Raw genomic sequence first — 13,911 nt, 5'->3', positions numbered from 1 at the left:
TAAAAAAAACTTTGTTTTTATTATATGTAGAGCAATTGTTTTTTTGCTTATAATATTATATTTACATTATTAAAATAAAAAATGGAAGAAAAACCGACATCATCTCTTCATAAAGTCTCCCGAATCATTTCTGATTTCTTTAATCCGCTCATCTCTTTAATTATATTTTTCGTCTACATGAGCGTTCATGAATATAATTTAAAACAAGCTCTATCTCACTTTTTACAAATTTTATTAATGGTGATAATCCCCGTGGTAGCGTGGATTATTTACAATGTAAAAACCGGAAGATATACCAATATGGATGTATCAAACCGTGTACAGAGAAAAACGCTTTATATATTTATAGGTACCTGTGTTGTTCTTTATCTTATCTACACCTATATAAGATATGGAAGATTTGATTTTGTGATGTTGTTTATATTAATTCTTTTACTGGCATTACAGATCAGTAATTACTTCATCAAAAGCTCGATGCACACAGCATTTAATATTTTTGTGGCAGCATTATTTTTTAACATTGAAACTTCTATGGGAATTGCCTGGCTTTTTATTGCTGCTTTGGTAGGACTCACAAGAATAATTTTAAAGAGACACTCTCCAAAAGAGGTTATTTTAGGGGCTTTTATCGCATTTTTGGTTTCTTTTCTCTATCTTTATTGCGATATTCAATTCAGAAACTAAATATTTTTTATGAAAATTAATCATCTTACACCCGCGGAAGAAAATCTGATGAAGCTTTTTTGGAAGCTCAATTCCTTTTATCTGAAAGAGGTAATGGAACAGCATCCGGAACCGAAGCCACACCAAAATACAGTTTCTACCTACCTTAAAATATTAGTTGAAAAGGGTTATCTGAAAACAGAGAAAGAAGGCAGAATCTTCAAATACAGTGTATTGGTTCCCATTGAAGATTACAGAAACTTTTTGTTGAAAGAAATTGCAGAGCACTTTTTTGATAATTCAGGAAAAGAAATTATTGCGTTTCTGTTCATGGAAAATTTGATTGCTAATGATGATTTTAAAGAATATCTGGGAGAAGATTTAGAAATTAAACCTCCGAAAATTAAAGAACCAAAATTAGAAATTGCAGAAGAAATTCTCAACCCTAAGAAAGATAAAAAAGCAAAAGACAAAAAAAAGAAGAAGAAAAAAGAGTGATTAAAAATATGATGTAAATACTCGTTTAGAAAACTTTCTTTGAAAAGTCTTACATTTCAATTTGAATTGAATGATGACAAAAAAAGACAAACTGTAAAAGGTTTGTCAATTTTTTTGTTACTTATCTTGAGAAATAAGATAAAAAAAGCGGCTTTAAAGCCGCCTCTATTTTTACCAACGATTTCCGCCACGGTCGTTTCCACCACCGTAACTTCCACCACCGTTACCTCTATTGTTACCGTAACCGCCGCCTCCGCCGCTTCTGTTACCTCCACCGTAGCCTCCGCCACCGCTTCTGTTGTTATCAAAACTTCTTCTTGGTTTATCTTCTCTTGGCTTAGCTTCAGAAACGTTTAACGCTTTTCCGTTAAATTCTTTCTCGTGCAAAGCTTCGATAGCCTGTTGTCCTTCTGCGTCACCCATTTCGATAAATCCGAAACCTCTTGAGCGACCAGTCTCTCTGTCTGTGATGATTTTAGCTGAAGAAACTTCTCCAAACTCTGAAAATAGATCCTGCAACTCATGTTCTTTAGTTGCGTAATTGATGTTTGAAACAAAAATGTTCATTGTAAAAAAAATTAAATTAGTAAAGATTTGGTATATAAAAGAAAAACAACATACAGTAATGAACAAATATTGATTCCAAATATAAACGTCTGCAAGATACAATTAAAAATTTCAAAACCAAGTTTTTTTTTATCCATTTGAATAATTGTTAAAGTTGCCCGTAAGTGCTTATGCCTAGAGACTTTGTAAATGCTTTAGATAACGTATTTTAAAGTTTTTTCGTAAATTAGAGGTCGTAAATGAGCCTGAGGATGAAAATTCACACTACAAATTATCAAAATACTTTTATCGAAGTTGCTGAAGACTGTCCGGTTTCGGTTTCTGAAGTTCCGCCTTCAAAAAAAACTGAAACGGCTGCCGGGATACAGTTTAGACTGATCAGGAACAATCCTTATCTCTTCACGTCTGATGATCTCGTATTTGAAACCTACGCTGTAAAAAACAATTTAACTGATTCTGAAAAGCCTGACGAACGCATTAAGTTTTTCTCAAAAGGCCAGCCTTGTCTTCGGTCATCGGCTCTTTCAAAAAGATACGGATTTGGAATACATTATGATGAAGATTCTAAAATCGCACTTTTTCCTGTAGAATCTGAAGAATACAGACAATTTCTTGCAGATGATTCTGTCAAAAAAGTAAAAGCCATGCGTTCCAGAAGAAATCAAAGCGATACCAATTAGTATACAACCTAAATGACCAATCTATCGACTCATCCATCAATTAACCACTAAATTACTAACCTACTAACCTACTAAATTAGATTTACACTCAATGAATTATCACACCAGAAAATGGGTAAAACCAGAAGACCTTAATCCCAACCAATCGCTTTTCGGAGGAAGATTGTTGCAGTGGATTGATGAAGAAGCTGCGCTCTACGCTGTTATTCAGCTAGAAAACAAGAAAATCGTAACCAAATTTATATCAGAAATTAATTTTGTGAGCTCTGCCAAACAGGGAGATATTATTGAAATTGGTATTGAAGTTACAAAATTTGGCTCCACATCTGTGACTTTGGCCTGTCAGGTAAGAAATAAAATGACACACCAAACCATCATTACAGTCGATAGAATTGTAATGGTAAACCTTGATGAAGACGGGAATCCTAAACCTCATGGCAAAACAAAAGTGGAGTTTGTAAAAGACAGGCTTAAACCAAAGGATAGTGATGAAGATTTTCATTAAAAACATGGTGTGCAACCGTTGTATTTCGGCAATTTCAAAAATTTTTGAGGATGCCGGAATTGACGTCGCTCAAATCAGTTTAGGTGAAGTGGAACTGAAATCTGAAATATCAGAAGAAGTTTTAAAAAAAATCGAAGAAAGCCTGATTAATATTGGATTTGAAAGGATAAAAGATTCTTCGCAGCAACTTATTGAAAAAATTAAAAATCTGATTATAGCAAAAATCGGCAGCCTCGATATTGCTGAAAATTTTGTTTTGTCTGAATTTCTGTCTGCAAATCTGCACAAAGATTACAGTTTGATTTCCAAAGCTTTTTCTCAAAACGGAAACGTTACTTTGGAGCAGTTTTTTATTCTTCAGAAAATTGAAAAAGTAAAAGAATTACTTTTGTATAACGAATTTACGCTCACTGAAATATCTGCGAAACTCGGCTACAAAAGTGTTCAGCATTTATCAGCTCAATTCAGAAACACTACAGGCTTCTCTCCTACCGAATTTAAAAAACTTAAAACCAATAATCGTAAAGCCTTGGATTTGATTTAAATTTAAAATCATAATTCTATAAACAATATCCTTAAATCTATAACAGATTCCCGTTTGCTTTCCTGAAATTTGTATCGTAAATTCAAACTATGGAAAACGAATCTCATCAACATAAAAAACCGCATCCCAGCGAAAGAATCTCCCCAAGTTCGGTCTACTACTGCCCGATGGAATGTGAAGGCGATAAAGTCTATTTTCAACAGGGCAAAAGATGCCCGACCTGCAACATGTTTCTCGTTCCGATTGAGGAAAAACTGGAAAAAGATCCAAATTATAAGTCTAAATTTTCATCAACAAATCTTCCTGAAAATTTCAAAGACAATATCGGAAAATATTATTGTCCGATGTTCTGTGAGGGTGATAAAGTCTATGATTCCAACGTAGGTTGTTCTGTTTGCCACATGCATCTGGAAGAGATTACTGATGATTTGGTTGGAAGCGGGATGTCAGAAGCTGGAAGTCATTATTCATCACACGAAACACGAAACACGAAACACGAAACTGACACCTCGGGAAAATACTACTGCCCAATGTTTTGTGAAGGCAATAAAGTATATGATTCCAACGTTGGCTGTCCGGTTTGCGGAATGGATCTCGTAAAATATCCTGATAAAAACGGTGATGATTCCGATGAGACTTATACTGTTTTGAAACGGAAATTATTTATTTCTTTAGCATTTACCATTCCTGTTTTCATTCTTTCTATGGGTGGAATGCTGATGGAATTTCCTTTCTCACACGAACTTCAGGGATGGTTTGAATTGATTCTTACACTTCCGGTATTATTTTACTCAGGATGGTTTCTGATGAAAAGAGGATGGATTTCCTTTAAAACTTGGAATCTTAATATGTTCAGCCTGATTGCCTTGGGCGTTTCTGCCGCATTTATTTTCAGCATCGCTGCTTTGATCTTTCCGAATTTAATTCCACACGAAATCCGTGGTCACAACCATGAAATTCCTCTTTATTTTGAGGCGGTTTGTGTGATTTTAACCTTGGTTATTTTAGGACAGTTGATGGAAGCTTTGGCTCATAAAAAAACAGGAAATGCCATCAAAGAACTGATGAGTTTATCGCCTGATGTAGCTAATTTGATTGTTAATAATGAAGAAAACAAAGTTCCTCTCTCCGAAATAAAAATTGGTGATATTCTGAAAGTAAAACCTGGAGAAAAAATTCCTGTAGACGGAAAAATTGTTGAGGGAAATTCTGTTATCGACGAAAGTATGATCACTGGCGAACCCATTCCTGTAGAGAAGAATGTTGACTCAAAAGTGAGTGCAGGAACCATTAACGGAAATCAGGTTTTTCTGATGAAAGCTGAAAAAGTGGGTGATGAAACACTGCTTGCAAAAATCATCAAAATGGTCAACGACGCCAGCCGAAGCCGCGCTCCGATTCAGAAACTGACGGACAAATTGGCGAGAGTTTTTGTTCCTGTTGTAATTTTAGTTTCAGTTTTAACATTTATTTTATGGCAGATTTTCGGTCCTGAAAATCAGAAAACCCTTTTTGCTTTTGTAAATGCAGTTGCGGTTTTGATTGTTGCCTGTCCGTGTGCTTTAGGGTTGGCTACGCCGATGTCTTTGATGGTAGGAATTGGAAAGGGGGCAAAAAATGGAATTTTAATTAAAAATGCCGAAGCCCTTGAACAGATGAATAAAGTAAACGTTTTAATTACCGACAAAACAGGAACTTTAACTGAAGGGAAACCGTCTTTGGAACACATAGAATCTCATGAAAATGATAAAAATTTGATATTAAAATTAGCCTATTCATTAAATCAAAATTCAGAACATCCTCTGTCAAATGCTGTTATTAAAAAAGCTAAAAACGAAAATATCTCAGCAGAAAAAGTCAGCAGTTTCGAAAATATTTCAGGCAAGGGCGTGAAAGGGATTATCAGTGGACAAACGGTTTACCTCGGCAACGAAAAACTTTTGAGTTCAAACCAAATTTTTATTCCTGAACACTTAAAATCAAAGGTAGCTGAAGTTCAGTCGAAAGCACATACAATATCTTATTTGGCTCAGGACAACGAGGTTTTAGGTTTTCTAAGCTTTACGGATATAATTAAAGTTTCGTCTAAAAAAGCTGTTCAACAGTTGCAGAATGAAGGCATTGAAGTGATTATGATGACCGGAGATAATGAAAATACTGCAAAAGCAGTTGCGGATGAATTGGGAATTAAAAATTTCAAAGCCAACTGTCTTCCCGAAGATAAATTGAATGAAGTTAAAACACTTCAGTCTCAGGGAAAGATTGTAGCCATGACCGGCGACGGTATCAACGACTCTCCCGCCCTTGCCCAAGCCAATATCGGAATTGCGATGGGAACCGGAACTGATGTTGCGATCGAAAGTGCTGAAATCACTTTGCTGAAAGGTGATCTTTTGGGTGTTGCTCAGGCAAAATTGTTGAGTGAAAAGTTGCTTAAAAACATTAAAGAAAATCTTTTCTTCGCCTTTGTTTACAATGTTTTGGGAATTCCAATTGCGGCAGGATTGTTGTACCCGTTTTTTGGAATTTTACTTTCGCCAATGATTGCGGCGGCAGCAATGAGCATAAGTTCTTTATCTGTAATTTTAAATTCTTTGAGGCTTAATTCTGTTGACTTGAAAGTTAAGTAATTAACCTTACATAAGATTTTACAGATTAATAAGATGTTATTAGTTTAATAAGAAAAAAATCAAAATCACTGGTAATTGGAATTAAAAAAATGGAAAAAGAAAAGATTTTCATCGGATGCTCAGGTTTTTACAACAACGATTGGAAAGGATCTTTGTTTCCTGAAGATGCGAAAAGCAAAGACTTTCTCACACTTTACGCAAAAGAATTTAACTGTGTAGAAATCAATTCTACTTTTTACCGGAAACCAACTGCGAGAACTCTGCTCAAATGGTTTGATGAAACGCCGGATGATTTTAAATTTTTCATTAAAATTCCGAAAATAATTTCTCACGAAAAAAGGCTGAATGAATGTAAAGAAAAAATTGCAGAATTCTGTAATCATATTCAGATCAATCTGAAAGAAAAACTGGCAGGATTTTTATACCAATTTCCGCCTTCCTTCAAAAATACACAGGAAAATCTGGATTTGATTTGTGAAAATTTAGATTTAAATTTTTTGAATGTGATTGAGTTTCGCCACGAATCATGGTGGAGAGATGAAATTTTTCAGGCTCTAAAGGAAATGAATATCATTTTTTCAGGGGTCAGTTTTCCATCAAACCTTCCTGAAGATTTTATCATTAATAATTCCGACGTTCTGTACTACAGACTTCACGGAAAACCAATACTTTATAAATCTGAATATTCAGATAAATACCTTGAAGATCTGGCAGACAAAATAAGGCAAAATCATCTGAAATCTTTTATCTTTTTCAACAATACGTGGGGAACTGCCGCGATTCAAAATTCGTTATTTTTAAAGAAAATTTTGGAGGAATAACTGAGGAAATTAAATTTAGTTTCAATAAAAAATGAGAAATTTGCATTTATGAGCTTACAGGAAAATTACAACAATATAAAAAATCAGCTTCCCGAAAATGTGGAATTGGTGGCTGTTTCTAAAACGCATCCCGTTTCGGCAATTCAGGAGGTTTATGATTTGGGTCAAAAGGTTTTTGGCGAAAATAAAGTTCAGGAACTGACAGAAAAATATCCTCTACTTCCAAAAGATATTCAGTGGCATCTGATCGGACATCTGCAGACCAACAAGGTAAAATACATCGCTGAATTTATCGACACCATCCAAAGTGTGGATTCTGAGAAACTTTTAAATGAAATCAACAAAGAAGCTGCGAAAAATAACCGTACAATCAAGGTTTTGTTACAGGTAAAAATTGCTGAGGAGGACTCAAAATTTGGCCTTGAAGCTTCTGAAGCTGAAAACTTATTTGAAAGGTTTATCAACGGAGATTTTCCAAATGTGGAAATCACCGGTTTGATGGGAATGGCAACTTTTACGGACAATCAAAATCAAATTAAAAATGAATTTTCAGTTTTAAAAAATCTCTTTGATACATTTAACGGGAAACATCCGTTAAAAACCCTGTCTATGGGAATGAGTGATGATTTTCCGATTGCAATTAACTGCGGTGCCAATTCTGTGCGTGTAGGTTCTGCTATTTTTGGAAGAAGGGATTATGCACAGTAAATCTTTATGTTCCTACAAGTGTTTACTAATGTTTTAGGCCTAATAACCATTTAGGAATAATATTTGCTAATTATCAGCGAAAATTTAATTAAATTGCGACTATGCAAAAAATCCTTATCGTAGAAGACGAAAAAGCTATTTCCGGAGTACTTCACAGTATTCTTTCTGATGAACTGACCGAATATGAATTTGTGATTGCCGAAGACGGTCTCGAAGGAATTAAACATATTGAAAAAGAAGATTTTGCACTGGTAATTTCTGACATCAAAATGCCAAAATTATCAGGTACCGAACTTCTGAAACAAAGCATGGCGCTGAAACCTGAGAGCACTTTTATTATGATTTCCGGTCACGCCGATATCGATTCTGCCGTTTCCTGTCTGAAAGATGGAGCTTACGATTTTATTTCAAAGCCAATCGATATCAACAGACTGATTACAAGTGTGAAAAATGCTTTAGTTAAAGAAACACTTAAAAAAGAAAATAAAAATCTTCAGAACGAAAACAAAACGCTTAAAAAGAAAGTTAACAAAAAATACCAGATGATCGGTGAGTCTGAACCTTTAAAAAAGATTCAGGAAATGATCGAAAAGGTAGCTGTTTCTGATGCAAGAGTTTTGATCACGGGTCCCAACGGAGCCGGTAAAGAACTGGTAGCTCACGCTATTCACAATTTGAGCGAAAGATCAAGAGGTCCGATGGTAGAAGTAAACTGTGCTGCAATTCCTTCTGAACTGATTGAATCTGAACTTTTTGGTCACGTAAAAGGCTCATTTACAGGAGCTATTAAAGACAAACAAGGTAAATTTGAACAGGCCAACAACGGAACAATTTTCCTGGACGAAATTGGAGATATGAGCCTAATTGCTCAGGCAAAAGTTTTAAGAGCTTTGCAGGAAAGTAAGGTTTCTCCTGTTGGAAGCGACAAAGAAATCAAGGTGGATGTAAGGGTTCTTGCAGCGACCAATAAAAATATGGCGAAAGAAATCGAAGCCGGAAGATTCAGAGAAGATTTGTACCACAGACTTTCTGTAATTGAAATCTACGTTCCGCCTTTGGATGAGAGAAAAGAAGATATCAAGCTTTTGGTAGACCATTTCTCGGGATTAATTTCTGATGAGCACGGAACTGCTTTGAAAAAATTCGATGATTCGGCGATCAAGGCTCTGGAAGCACTTTCGTGGACAGGAAATATCCGTGAGTTGAGAAACGTGGTGGAAAGATTAATCATTCTTGGTGGAACCACAGTTTCGCAGGAAGACGTTGCAAGTTTTGTGAGAAAATAAATTAATACTTAATTCTCTTTAATTATAAAAATTTGCAGTATTTATGCTGCAGATTTTTTTTTGTTATTATTATGAACTTTTTAAATAAAAATTACACGAAAGAAGCCCTCACACTGGCTCTTCCGGTAATGCTTACACAGGTTGGACAGGTTTCTGTAAACCTTTTTGACAATATTATAGTAGGAAGACTTTTGGGAGCCGACGCGCTGGCTTCAGTTTCACTGGGTAATGCCGTATTTTTTTCGATGTTTGTTCTGGCATTGGGTTTTTCGTTTGCTATTCCGCCATTGGTTTCGGAGGCGCATTCTCAGCATGATCATAAAACAATCAATTCAGTTTTCAGTCATGGTTTTGTAATTAACATGACCGTTGGGATTATTTTGATGCTTGTTTTATTTGCGGGCTTACCACTGCTCTATCATTCGGGGCAGCCCGCAAAAATTATTCCCGATACGGAAGATTTCCTTTGGATTATGGCCATCAGTATTGTACCTTTTATGGCATTTCAGACTTTAAGAGAAGTTTCTGAAGGTTTATCTTATACCATTGGTGTGACTAAAGCAACGATTATTGCCAATGTGATCAACATTGTTTTAAATTACGTTTTCATTAAAGGACTTTGGATTTTCCCTGAAATGGGTGTGAAAGGCTCGGCGTTGGCGAGTTTGATTGCCAGAATTTTCATGGTTGTTTTTCTGTATTTTGTTTTAATTAAAGAACCGAAAACCCGACAGTATATCAAAGATTTTTCCCTGAAAATGCAGGTCTTTTCAAAGAATATGTTTGAAAAAATGGTAAGATTGGGCTTTCCCACTGCCCTGCAGATGTTCTTTGAAGTAACAGCTTTCGCAGCGGCAGCTTTCATCTGTGGATTGATTTCTGCTCACGACATTGCCTCGCACCAGATTGCGCTGAGCATGGCATCATTTACTTTTAATTTATGTATTGGTTTCAGTGTGGCGTCAACTGTAATGATAGGGAGAAAACTTGGCGAACAGAACTTCATAGAATTAAGAAAAATCGGAATCAACAATCTGAAAATTTCCTTTCTTTTCATGTGTCTTTGTGGATTGTTTTTTATTGTCGGAAGAGATATTCTGCCTACGTTTTTCACAAAACCTGAAGAAGTGGAAGTGATTTTACTCGCTTCAAAACTCCTGATTATCGCTGCCCTTTTCCAGCTTTCAGACGGAATTCAGGTGACGGCTTTGGGAATGCTGAGGGGTTTGCAGGATGTGAAAGTGCCTTCTATCTACACATTTATCGCTTACTGGCTGATCACAATTCCTCTGGGATATGTTTTATGTGTGACAATGAAAATGGGTGCCTTCGGAATGTGGATTGCGCTCGGATTGGGTTTAACAATTTCAGCAGCGATGCTCGTCAAGCGTTTTCTCAATTTATCTGCAAAGCGGATTAAGCAAAATAAATTATAAAATGAAAGCGGTCTTCGGATCGCTTTTTTTATATTTATATTTAAAATAGATAATGGACTTAACCATAGATGATCTGAGAAGAAGCGCCTTGAAATGGGATCAAAACATTTCAAGATTAAAAATTATTATTGACGGAGTTAAAAAAGCTGTAAAAAACCTTTATCAAAACGAACTTTCAATAGACTGGTGGGGAACTTTAGATGAAAAAAAAGAATGCGAATCGATTTATCGTTTGGGAATTTTAGCTTTTGAAAATTATATTCACTCCGCAATCAGAATTTATTTTGAAGAAGAGAATGAAGATTACTCAAAATTTTATGAACTTGAAAAAGATATTGATTTAATCATTACGCTCGCAAAACATATAACTTCTGCGGAAGACAGAGATTCAGACGCCCTAATTAAATTTAATTTAAATGCGAATGACTTTCCAATCTATAATGGAATTCTTATGTTAAATAAAAATAAAGATCTTACTGAAATTATTAAAGTTCTTGAAAAATGGAGAATTAATCTAGTTTTTATGAAATACCCTATTTCTGAATAGTATTTTTCCGAACAACAATACGCTTCCTAGATGAAAACCATACTCGAAACAAAACGTCTTATTCTTCGGGAATTTAATATCAATGATGCCGAACATTTTTATCATTTAAATTTAAATCCTAATGTCATTCGATACACTGGAAATTCAGCTTTTAAAAATGTTGAAGAGGCTCGGTCTTTTCTTGAAAACTATTCAGATTATCACAAAAACGGTTTTGGCAGATGGGCGGTTATTGAAAAATCAAGTGGGGAATTTCTCGGTTGGTGTGGCTTAAAGTATGATGAAAAGCTGGATGAGACAGACATTGGTTTCCGGTTTTTTGAGCATTTTTGGAACAAAGGTTTTGCTACCGAGAGTGCGAAAGCCTGTATTGATTATGGCTTTAATCATTTGAATTTAAAAAAGATTGTTGGTAGAGCCATGAAGGAAAATACCGCTTCAATAAAAGTTTTAGAAAAGATTGGACTTCATTATGAAAGGGATTTTGATTTTGATGGGAAGGAAGGATCTGTTTATTGTATTGAAAATAATTGAGATTTACTTTCAACATTATCATTGTAGAAATTCTAATAATTTCTGCTAACAACAAGTCCTTCGACTACGCTCAGGGTGACATCGCTAATAATTACCACAAAAATTGTTTATCTTTATTTACAATGTCTGATGATAATTAAATCTGAATATTTCTTCACTATCAGGCTGAGCGAAGTCAAGGTCTTTCAGTAAAGGATAAAAACTAATTGGTATCTGTTGTGAACAAAAAAAAGCAACCCAAAACAGGTTGCTTTCATTTATAATCCAAAAATATTTTATTTCAAATACTTCACGATTACCTCATCCGTTGGCTTCACATCACTTTTAAAAGAGCCGATAAGCTTACCGTTTTCGTCTACAAGAAACTTGGTGAAGTTCCAGAGTATATCACTGTCTTTTACACCGTTTAAATCTTTTTCTGTAAGAAACTTAAAGATGGGAGCCATATCGTCGCCCTTCACTGAAACCTTCGCAGCCAAAGGGAAAGTTACACCATAGTTTTTCTCACAGAAGGCGCCGATCTCTACGTTGGTTCCAGGTTCCTGTCCCCCGAAATTGTTGGCAGGAAATCCTACTACGACCAATTTATCGCCATATTCTTTTGAAATCTGCTCCAGATCTTTGTATTGAGGCGTAAATCCACATTCTGAGGCCGTGTTGACAATCAGGATTTTCTTTCCTTTAAAGTCAGCGAAATTAATGGATTTGCCTTCTTCAAGGGCATCTACTTTGTAATCGTAAATTGATTTTCCCATAAGTTCTTTGGTTTTGGTTTTTGAAGTCTCAGACTTTTTCTGAGCGCAGCTGTTGATGAATGCCACAAATGAAAGCAGCACAATAAACATCTTTTTCATATTGATTCAGGTATTTTAAAATTTAAAAGTATTGGCAGGAAAAACTTTGTTGATTTCCACCTTGTTGAGAATCATCACATAATCGCCGTCTTTTTTGGCGCTGGACGATTCAATTCTGAAAGGCATCATCAAATTTCCTACCTTTTTGTAATCTGAGTACATTAAAGTGTCATCTTTTTTTATTTCTTTCAAAAGCATGAAGTTTTTGGTGTCGAAATAATAGATGTTTTTGTTCACATTTTTGGTCAGTTCCACTTTATGACAGTAGATATTCCCGATTTTTTCTTTGCCTAAATACTGCGCCTCAAAACCTTTATTTTCCCAATCGATAAAATCGTTGTCGAAACTCTCAGCCACATATTCTTTGTACTCCTGAAGCTTGTTGGCAGCGTAATTCATTGCGTAGCCTTTGTTGCCGTCGTAGCCTTCAATCGCCGTTTCCTTGCCGCCAATGGTGATGGCAGTTTTAGTTAAATTGGGACGTGACTGATAGATTTTAATCGGATATTCATCTTTCACACCCAAAATCACTTTTCCCTGAAGCAAAACAGAATTCAGAAGTTTCCACTGCGTTAAGCCGCCCGACAGTTCGATATTTTTATCGATAATCTCCTTAGCAGTCTGAGCGAAAATGTTTTGTGAAAATATCAGGACGAATATTAAAAGAATTTTCTTCATTAAATCATTTTTATCAAGTCAAATATAAGTCTTTCTTGGATAATGTAGCAATGTATCAATCTAACAGTGTAACAAACTATTTAGAATTTGTAATAAGAAAGCCACACCTGGCTCTTTTTACTTTTGCCTTGGTTCTTTCAAAATGACTCTTTTTACTTTTTCCCTGGCTCTTTAAATTAACTTTCTTGCTTTCTCCAGATCTTCAGGTGTATCTATGCCTACTCCAACGAAATTGGTTTCGATTAATTTAATTTTCATTCCGTATTCGAGATAGCGGATGCATTCTATTTTTTCGGAGATTTCCAGAGGTTTCATTTCGAGTTTTGAGAACTGAATTAATGCATGTTTTCTGAAAGCATAGACTCCGATGTGCTTGAAATAATCTACATCGTATGAAGTTTCCCGATGAAAAGGAATTACAGAACGGCTGAAATACAAAGCAAAACCATTGTTATCAGTAATCACCTTTACGTTATTGGGATTTTCGATTTCTTCTTTTTCGTGAAGTTTTATTTTTAATGAAGCTAAAGAGATTTCCTGATTTTCATCTTCTTTAAACACTTCGATTAATTGCTGTAAAGGTTCAAGTTTTAAAAAAGGTTCGTCCCCCTGAACATTGATGACGATGTCGCAGTCGATATTCTGTACAGCCTCGGCAATACGGTCGCTTCCGGTTTCGTGCTGTCCCGTCATTACTGCTTTTCCGCCGTTTTTTTCGATTTCATTAAAGATCAATTCAGAATCTGTTGCCACAAAGACTTCATCAAACAAGCCTGTTTCCACAACATTCTGGTAGGTAGTAGTAATCACGGTTTTTTCTCCTAAAATCTGCATCAGTTTTGCCGGAAAACGGCTTGCCTCGTAGCGAGCGGGAATGACTGCAATAATTTTCATAAATCTTCTTTAAAATTCAGACACAAAAGTCGCAAAAGTTTTTGAGATGACGCTGCAAACGACAGA

At 35.4% G+C, this 13,911-nt stretch carries 16 protein-coding genes; 12 read left to right on the top strand and 4 right to left on the bottom strand.

Annotated features, from left to right (window positions below):
• Positions 1–81: 81 nt before the first annotated feature.
• Together AC2A1G_RS15445 and AC2A1G_RS15440 are read left to right on the top strand one after the other, a co-directional pair.
• Positions 82–684, top strand: a complete 603-nt coding sequence (locus AC2A1G_RS15445; RefSeq protein ID WP_484047801.1) for a phosphatase PAP2 family protein — start codon at positions 82–84, stop codon at positions 682–684.
• A 9-nt stretch (positions 685–693) separates the two neighbouring features.
• Positions 694–1,161, top strand: coding sequence for a BlaI/MecI/CopY family transcriptional regulator (locus AC2A1G_RS15440; RefSeq protein ID WP_484047800.1), 468 nt, complete (start codon positions 694–696; stop codon positions 1,159–1,161).
• A 171-nt stretch (positions 1,162–1,332) separates the two neighbouring features.
• On the opposite strand, the gene AC2A1G_RS15435 is transcribed toward AC2A1G_RS15440, so the two are convergent.
• Positions 1,333–1,728, bottom strand: a complete 396-nt coding sequence (locus AC2A1G_RS15435) for an RNA recognition motif domain-containing protein (protein ID WP_262147747.1) — start codon at positions 1,726–1,728, stop codon at positions 1,333–1,335.
• 251 nt (positions 1,729–1,979) lie between these two features.
• On the opposite strand from AC2A1G_RS15435, the gene AC2A1G_RS15430 reads away from it, so the two are divergent.
• From AC2A1G_RS15430 to AC2A1G_RS15385, 10 genes are all read left to right on the top strand, one after another.
• Positions 1,980–2,408 carry a DUF6157 family protein gene (locus AC2A1G_RS15430; RefSeq protein ID WP_484047799.1) on the top strand — a complete coding sequence of 143 codons (429 nt, stop codon included), beginning with the start codon at positions 1,980–1,982 and terminating at the stop codon, positions 2,406–2,408.
• A gap of 91 nt (positions 2,409–2,499) precedes the next feature.
• Positions 2,500–2,913, top strand: coding sequence for an acyl-CoA thioesterase (locus AC2A1G_RS15425; protein WP_262147751.1), 414 nt, complete (start codon positions 2,500–2,502; stop codon positions 2,911–2,913).
• On the top strand, positions 2,897–3,457 hold the full coding sequence (locus AC2A1G_RS15420) for a helix-turn-helix domain-containing protein (RefSeq protein WP_484047798.1): 561 nt from the start codon (positions 2,897–2,899) through the stop codon (positions 3,455–3,457). The genes AC2A1G_RS15425 and AC2A1G_RS15420 overlap by 17 nt, the downstream gene beginning before the upstream one ends.
• Positions 3,458–3,546: 89 nt before the next feature.
• The gene (locus tag AC2A1G_RS15415; RefSeq protein WP_484047797.1) at positions 3,547–6,087 is read left to right on the top strand and encodes a copper-transporting P-type ATPase; all 2,541 of its coding nucleotides are present in this window, start codon (positions 3,547–3,549) and stop codon (positions 6,085–6,087) included.
• A gap of 89 nt (positions 6,088–6,176) precedes the next feature.
• The gene (locus tag AC2A1G_RS15410) at positions 6,177–6,908 is read left to right on the top strand and encodes a DUF72 domain-containing protein (protein ID WP_484047796.1); all 732 of its coding nucleotides are present in this window, start codon (positions 6,177–6,179) and stop codon (positions 6,906–6,908) included.
• 48 nt (positions 6,909–6,956) lie between these two features.
• On the top strand, positions 6,957–7,616 hold the full coding sequence (locus tag AC2A1G_RS15405) for a YggS family pyridoxal phosphate-dependent enzyme (RefSeq protein ID WP_484047795.1): 660 nt from the start codon (positions 6,957–6,959) through the stop codon (positions 7,614–7,616).
• Positions 7,617–7,717: 101 nt separating this feature from the next.
• Complete coding sequence (locus AC2A1G_RS15400; protein WP_262147762.1) at positions 7,718–8,902, top strand: sigma-54-dependent transcriptional regulator; 1,185 nt, start codon at positions 7,718–7,720, stop codon at positions 8,900–8,902.
• A 71-nt stretch (positions 8,903–8,973) separates the two neighbouring features.
• Positions 8,974–10,338, top strand: a complete 1,365-nt coding sequence (locus AC2A1G_RS15395; protein WP_484047794.1) for an MATE family efflux transporter — start codon at positions 8,974–8,976, stop codon at positions 10,336–10,338.
• 52 nt (positions 10,339–10,390) lie between these two features.
• Positions 10,391–10,885 carry a hypothetical protein gene (locus tag AC2A1G_RS15390; protein ID WP_484047793.1) on the top strand — a complete coding sequence of 165 codons (495 nt, stop codon included), beginning with the start codon at positions 10,391–10,393 and terminating at the stop codon, positions 10,883–10,885.
• Between the two features lie 30 nt (positions 10,886–10,915).
• A complete protein-coding gene (locus AC2A1G_RS15385) occupies positions 10,916–11,419 on the top strand; it encodes a GNAT family N-acetyltransferase (RefSeq protein ID WP_484047792.1) in 504 nt (167 codons plus the stop codon).
• Between the two features lie 275 nt (positions 11,420–11,694).
• Here AC2A1G_RS15385 and AC2A1G_RS15380 read toward each other — a convergent pair whose 3' ends face one another.
• From AC2A1G_RS15380 to kdsB, 3 genes are all read right to left on the bottom strand, one after another.
• Positions 11,695–12,273: a glutathione peroxidase gene (locus AC2A1G_RS15380; RefSeq protein ID WP_484047791.1), complete on the bottom strand. Its 579-nt coding sequence runs from the start codon at positions 12,271–12,273 to the stop codon at positions 11,695–11,697.
• A gap of 15 nt (positions 12,274–12,288) precedes the next feature.
• Positions 12,289–12,951, bottom strand: coding sequence for a histidine kinase (locus AC2A1G_RS15375; RefSeq protein WP_484047790.1), 663 nt, complete (start codon positions 12,949–12,951; stop codon positions 12,289–12,291).
• Between the two features lie 171 nt (positions 12,952–13,122).
• On the bottom strand, positions 13,123–13,845 hold the full coding sequence (kdsB, locus tag AC2A1G_RS15370; RefSeq protein ID WP_484047789.1) for a 3-deoxy-manno-octulosonate cytidylyltransferase: 723 nt from the start codon (positions 13,843–13,845) through the stop codon (positions 13,123–13,125).
• Between the last annotated feature and the right edge of the window lie 66 nt (positions 13,846–13,911).

The organism is Chryseobacterium sp. HNCC26DJ240, assembly GCF_057180485.1.
This window is presented reverse-complemented; position numbering and strand designations above follow the sequence as displayed.

Bases quoted from the DNA above. Each gene is read 5' to 3' on its own strand.
- AC2A1G_RS15405 (WP_484047795.1), top strand. From the start codon at position 6,957: ATGAGCTTACAGGAAAATTACAACAATATAAAAAATCAGCTTCCCGAA.
- AC2A1G_RS15430 (WP_484047799.1), top strand. From the start codon at position 1,980: ATGAAAATTCACACTACAAATTATCAAAATACTTTTATCGAAGTTGCT.
- AC2A1G_RS15435 (WP_262147747.1), bottom strand. From the start codon at position 1,728: ATGAACATTTTTGTTTCAAACATCAATTACGCAACTAAAGAACATGAG.
- AC2A1G_RS15375 (WP_484047790.1), bottom strand. From the start codon at position 12,951: ATGAAGAAAATTCTTTTAATATTCGTCCTGATATTTTCACAAAACATT.
- AC2A1G_RS15390 (WP_484047793.1), top strand. From the start codon at position 10,391: ATGGACTTAACCATAGATGATCTGAGAAGAAGCGCCTTGAAATGGGAT.
- AC2A1G_RS15440 (WP_484047800.1), top strand. From the start codon at position 694: ATGAAAATTAATCATCTTACACCCGCGGAAGAAAATCTGATGAAGCTT.
- AC2A1G_RS15400 (WP_262147762.1), top strand. From the start codon at position 7,718: ATGCAAAAAATCCTTATCGTAGAAGACGAAAAAGCTATTTCCGGAGTA.
- AC2A1G_RS15425 (WP_262147751.1), top strand. From the start codon at position 2,500: ATGAATTATCACACCAGAAAATGGGTAAAACCAGAAGACCTTAATCCC.
- AC2A1G_RS15385 (WP_484047792.1), top strand. From the start codon at position 10,916: ATGAAAACCATACTCGAAACAAAACGTCTTATTCTTCGGGAATTTAAT.
- AC2A1G_RS15395 (WP_484047794.1), top strand. From the start codon at position 8,974: ATGAACTTTTTAAATAAAAATTACACGAAAGAAGCCCTCACACTGGCT.
- kdsB (WP_484047789.1), bottom strand. From the start codon at position 13,845: ATGAAAATTATTGCAGTCATTCCCGCTCGCTACGAGGCAAGCCGTTTT.
- AC2A1G_RS15410 (WP_484047796.1), top strand. From the start codon at position 6,177: ATGGAAAAAGAAAAGATTTTCATCGGATGCTCAGGTTTTTACAACAAC.
- AC2A1G_RS15445 (WP_484047801.1), top strand. From the start codon at position 82: ATGGAAGAAAAACCGACATCATCTCTTCATAAAGTCTCCCGAATCATT.
- AC2A1G_RS15415 (WP_484047797.1), top strand. From the start codon at position 3,547: ATGGAAAACGAATCTCATCAACATAAAAAACCGCATCCCAGCGAAAGA.
- AC2A1G_RS15380 (WP_484047791.1), bottom strand. From the start codon at position 12,273: ATGAAAAAGATGTTTATTGTGCTGCTTTCATTTGTGGCATTCATCAAC.
- AC2A1G_RS15420 (WP_484047798.1), top strand. From the start codon at position 2,897: ATGAAGATTTTCATTAAAAACATGGTGTGCAACCGTTGTATTTCGGCA.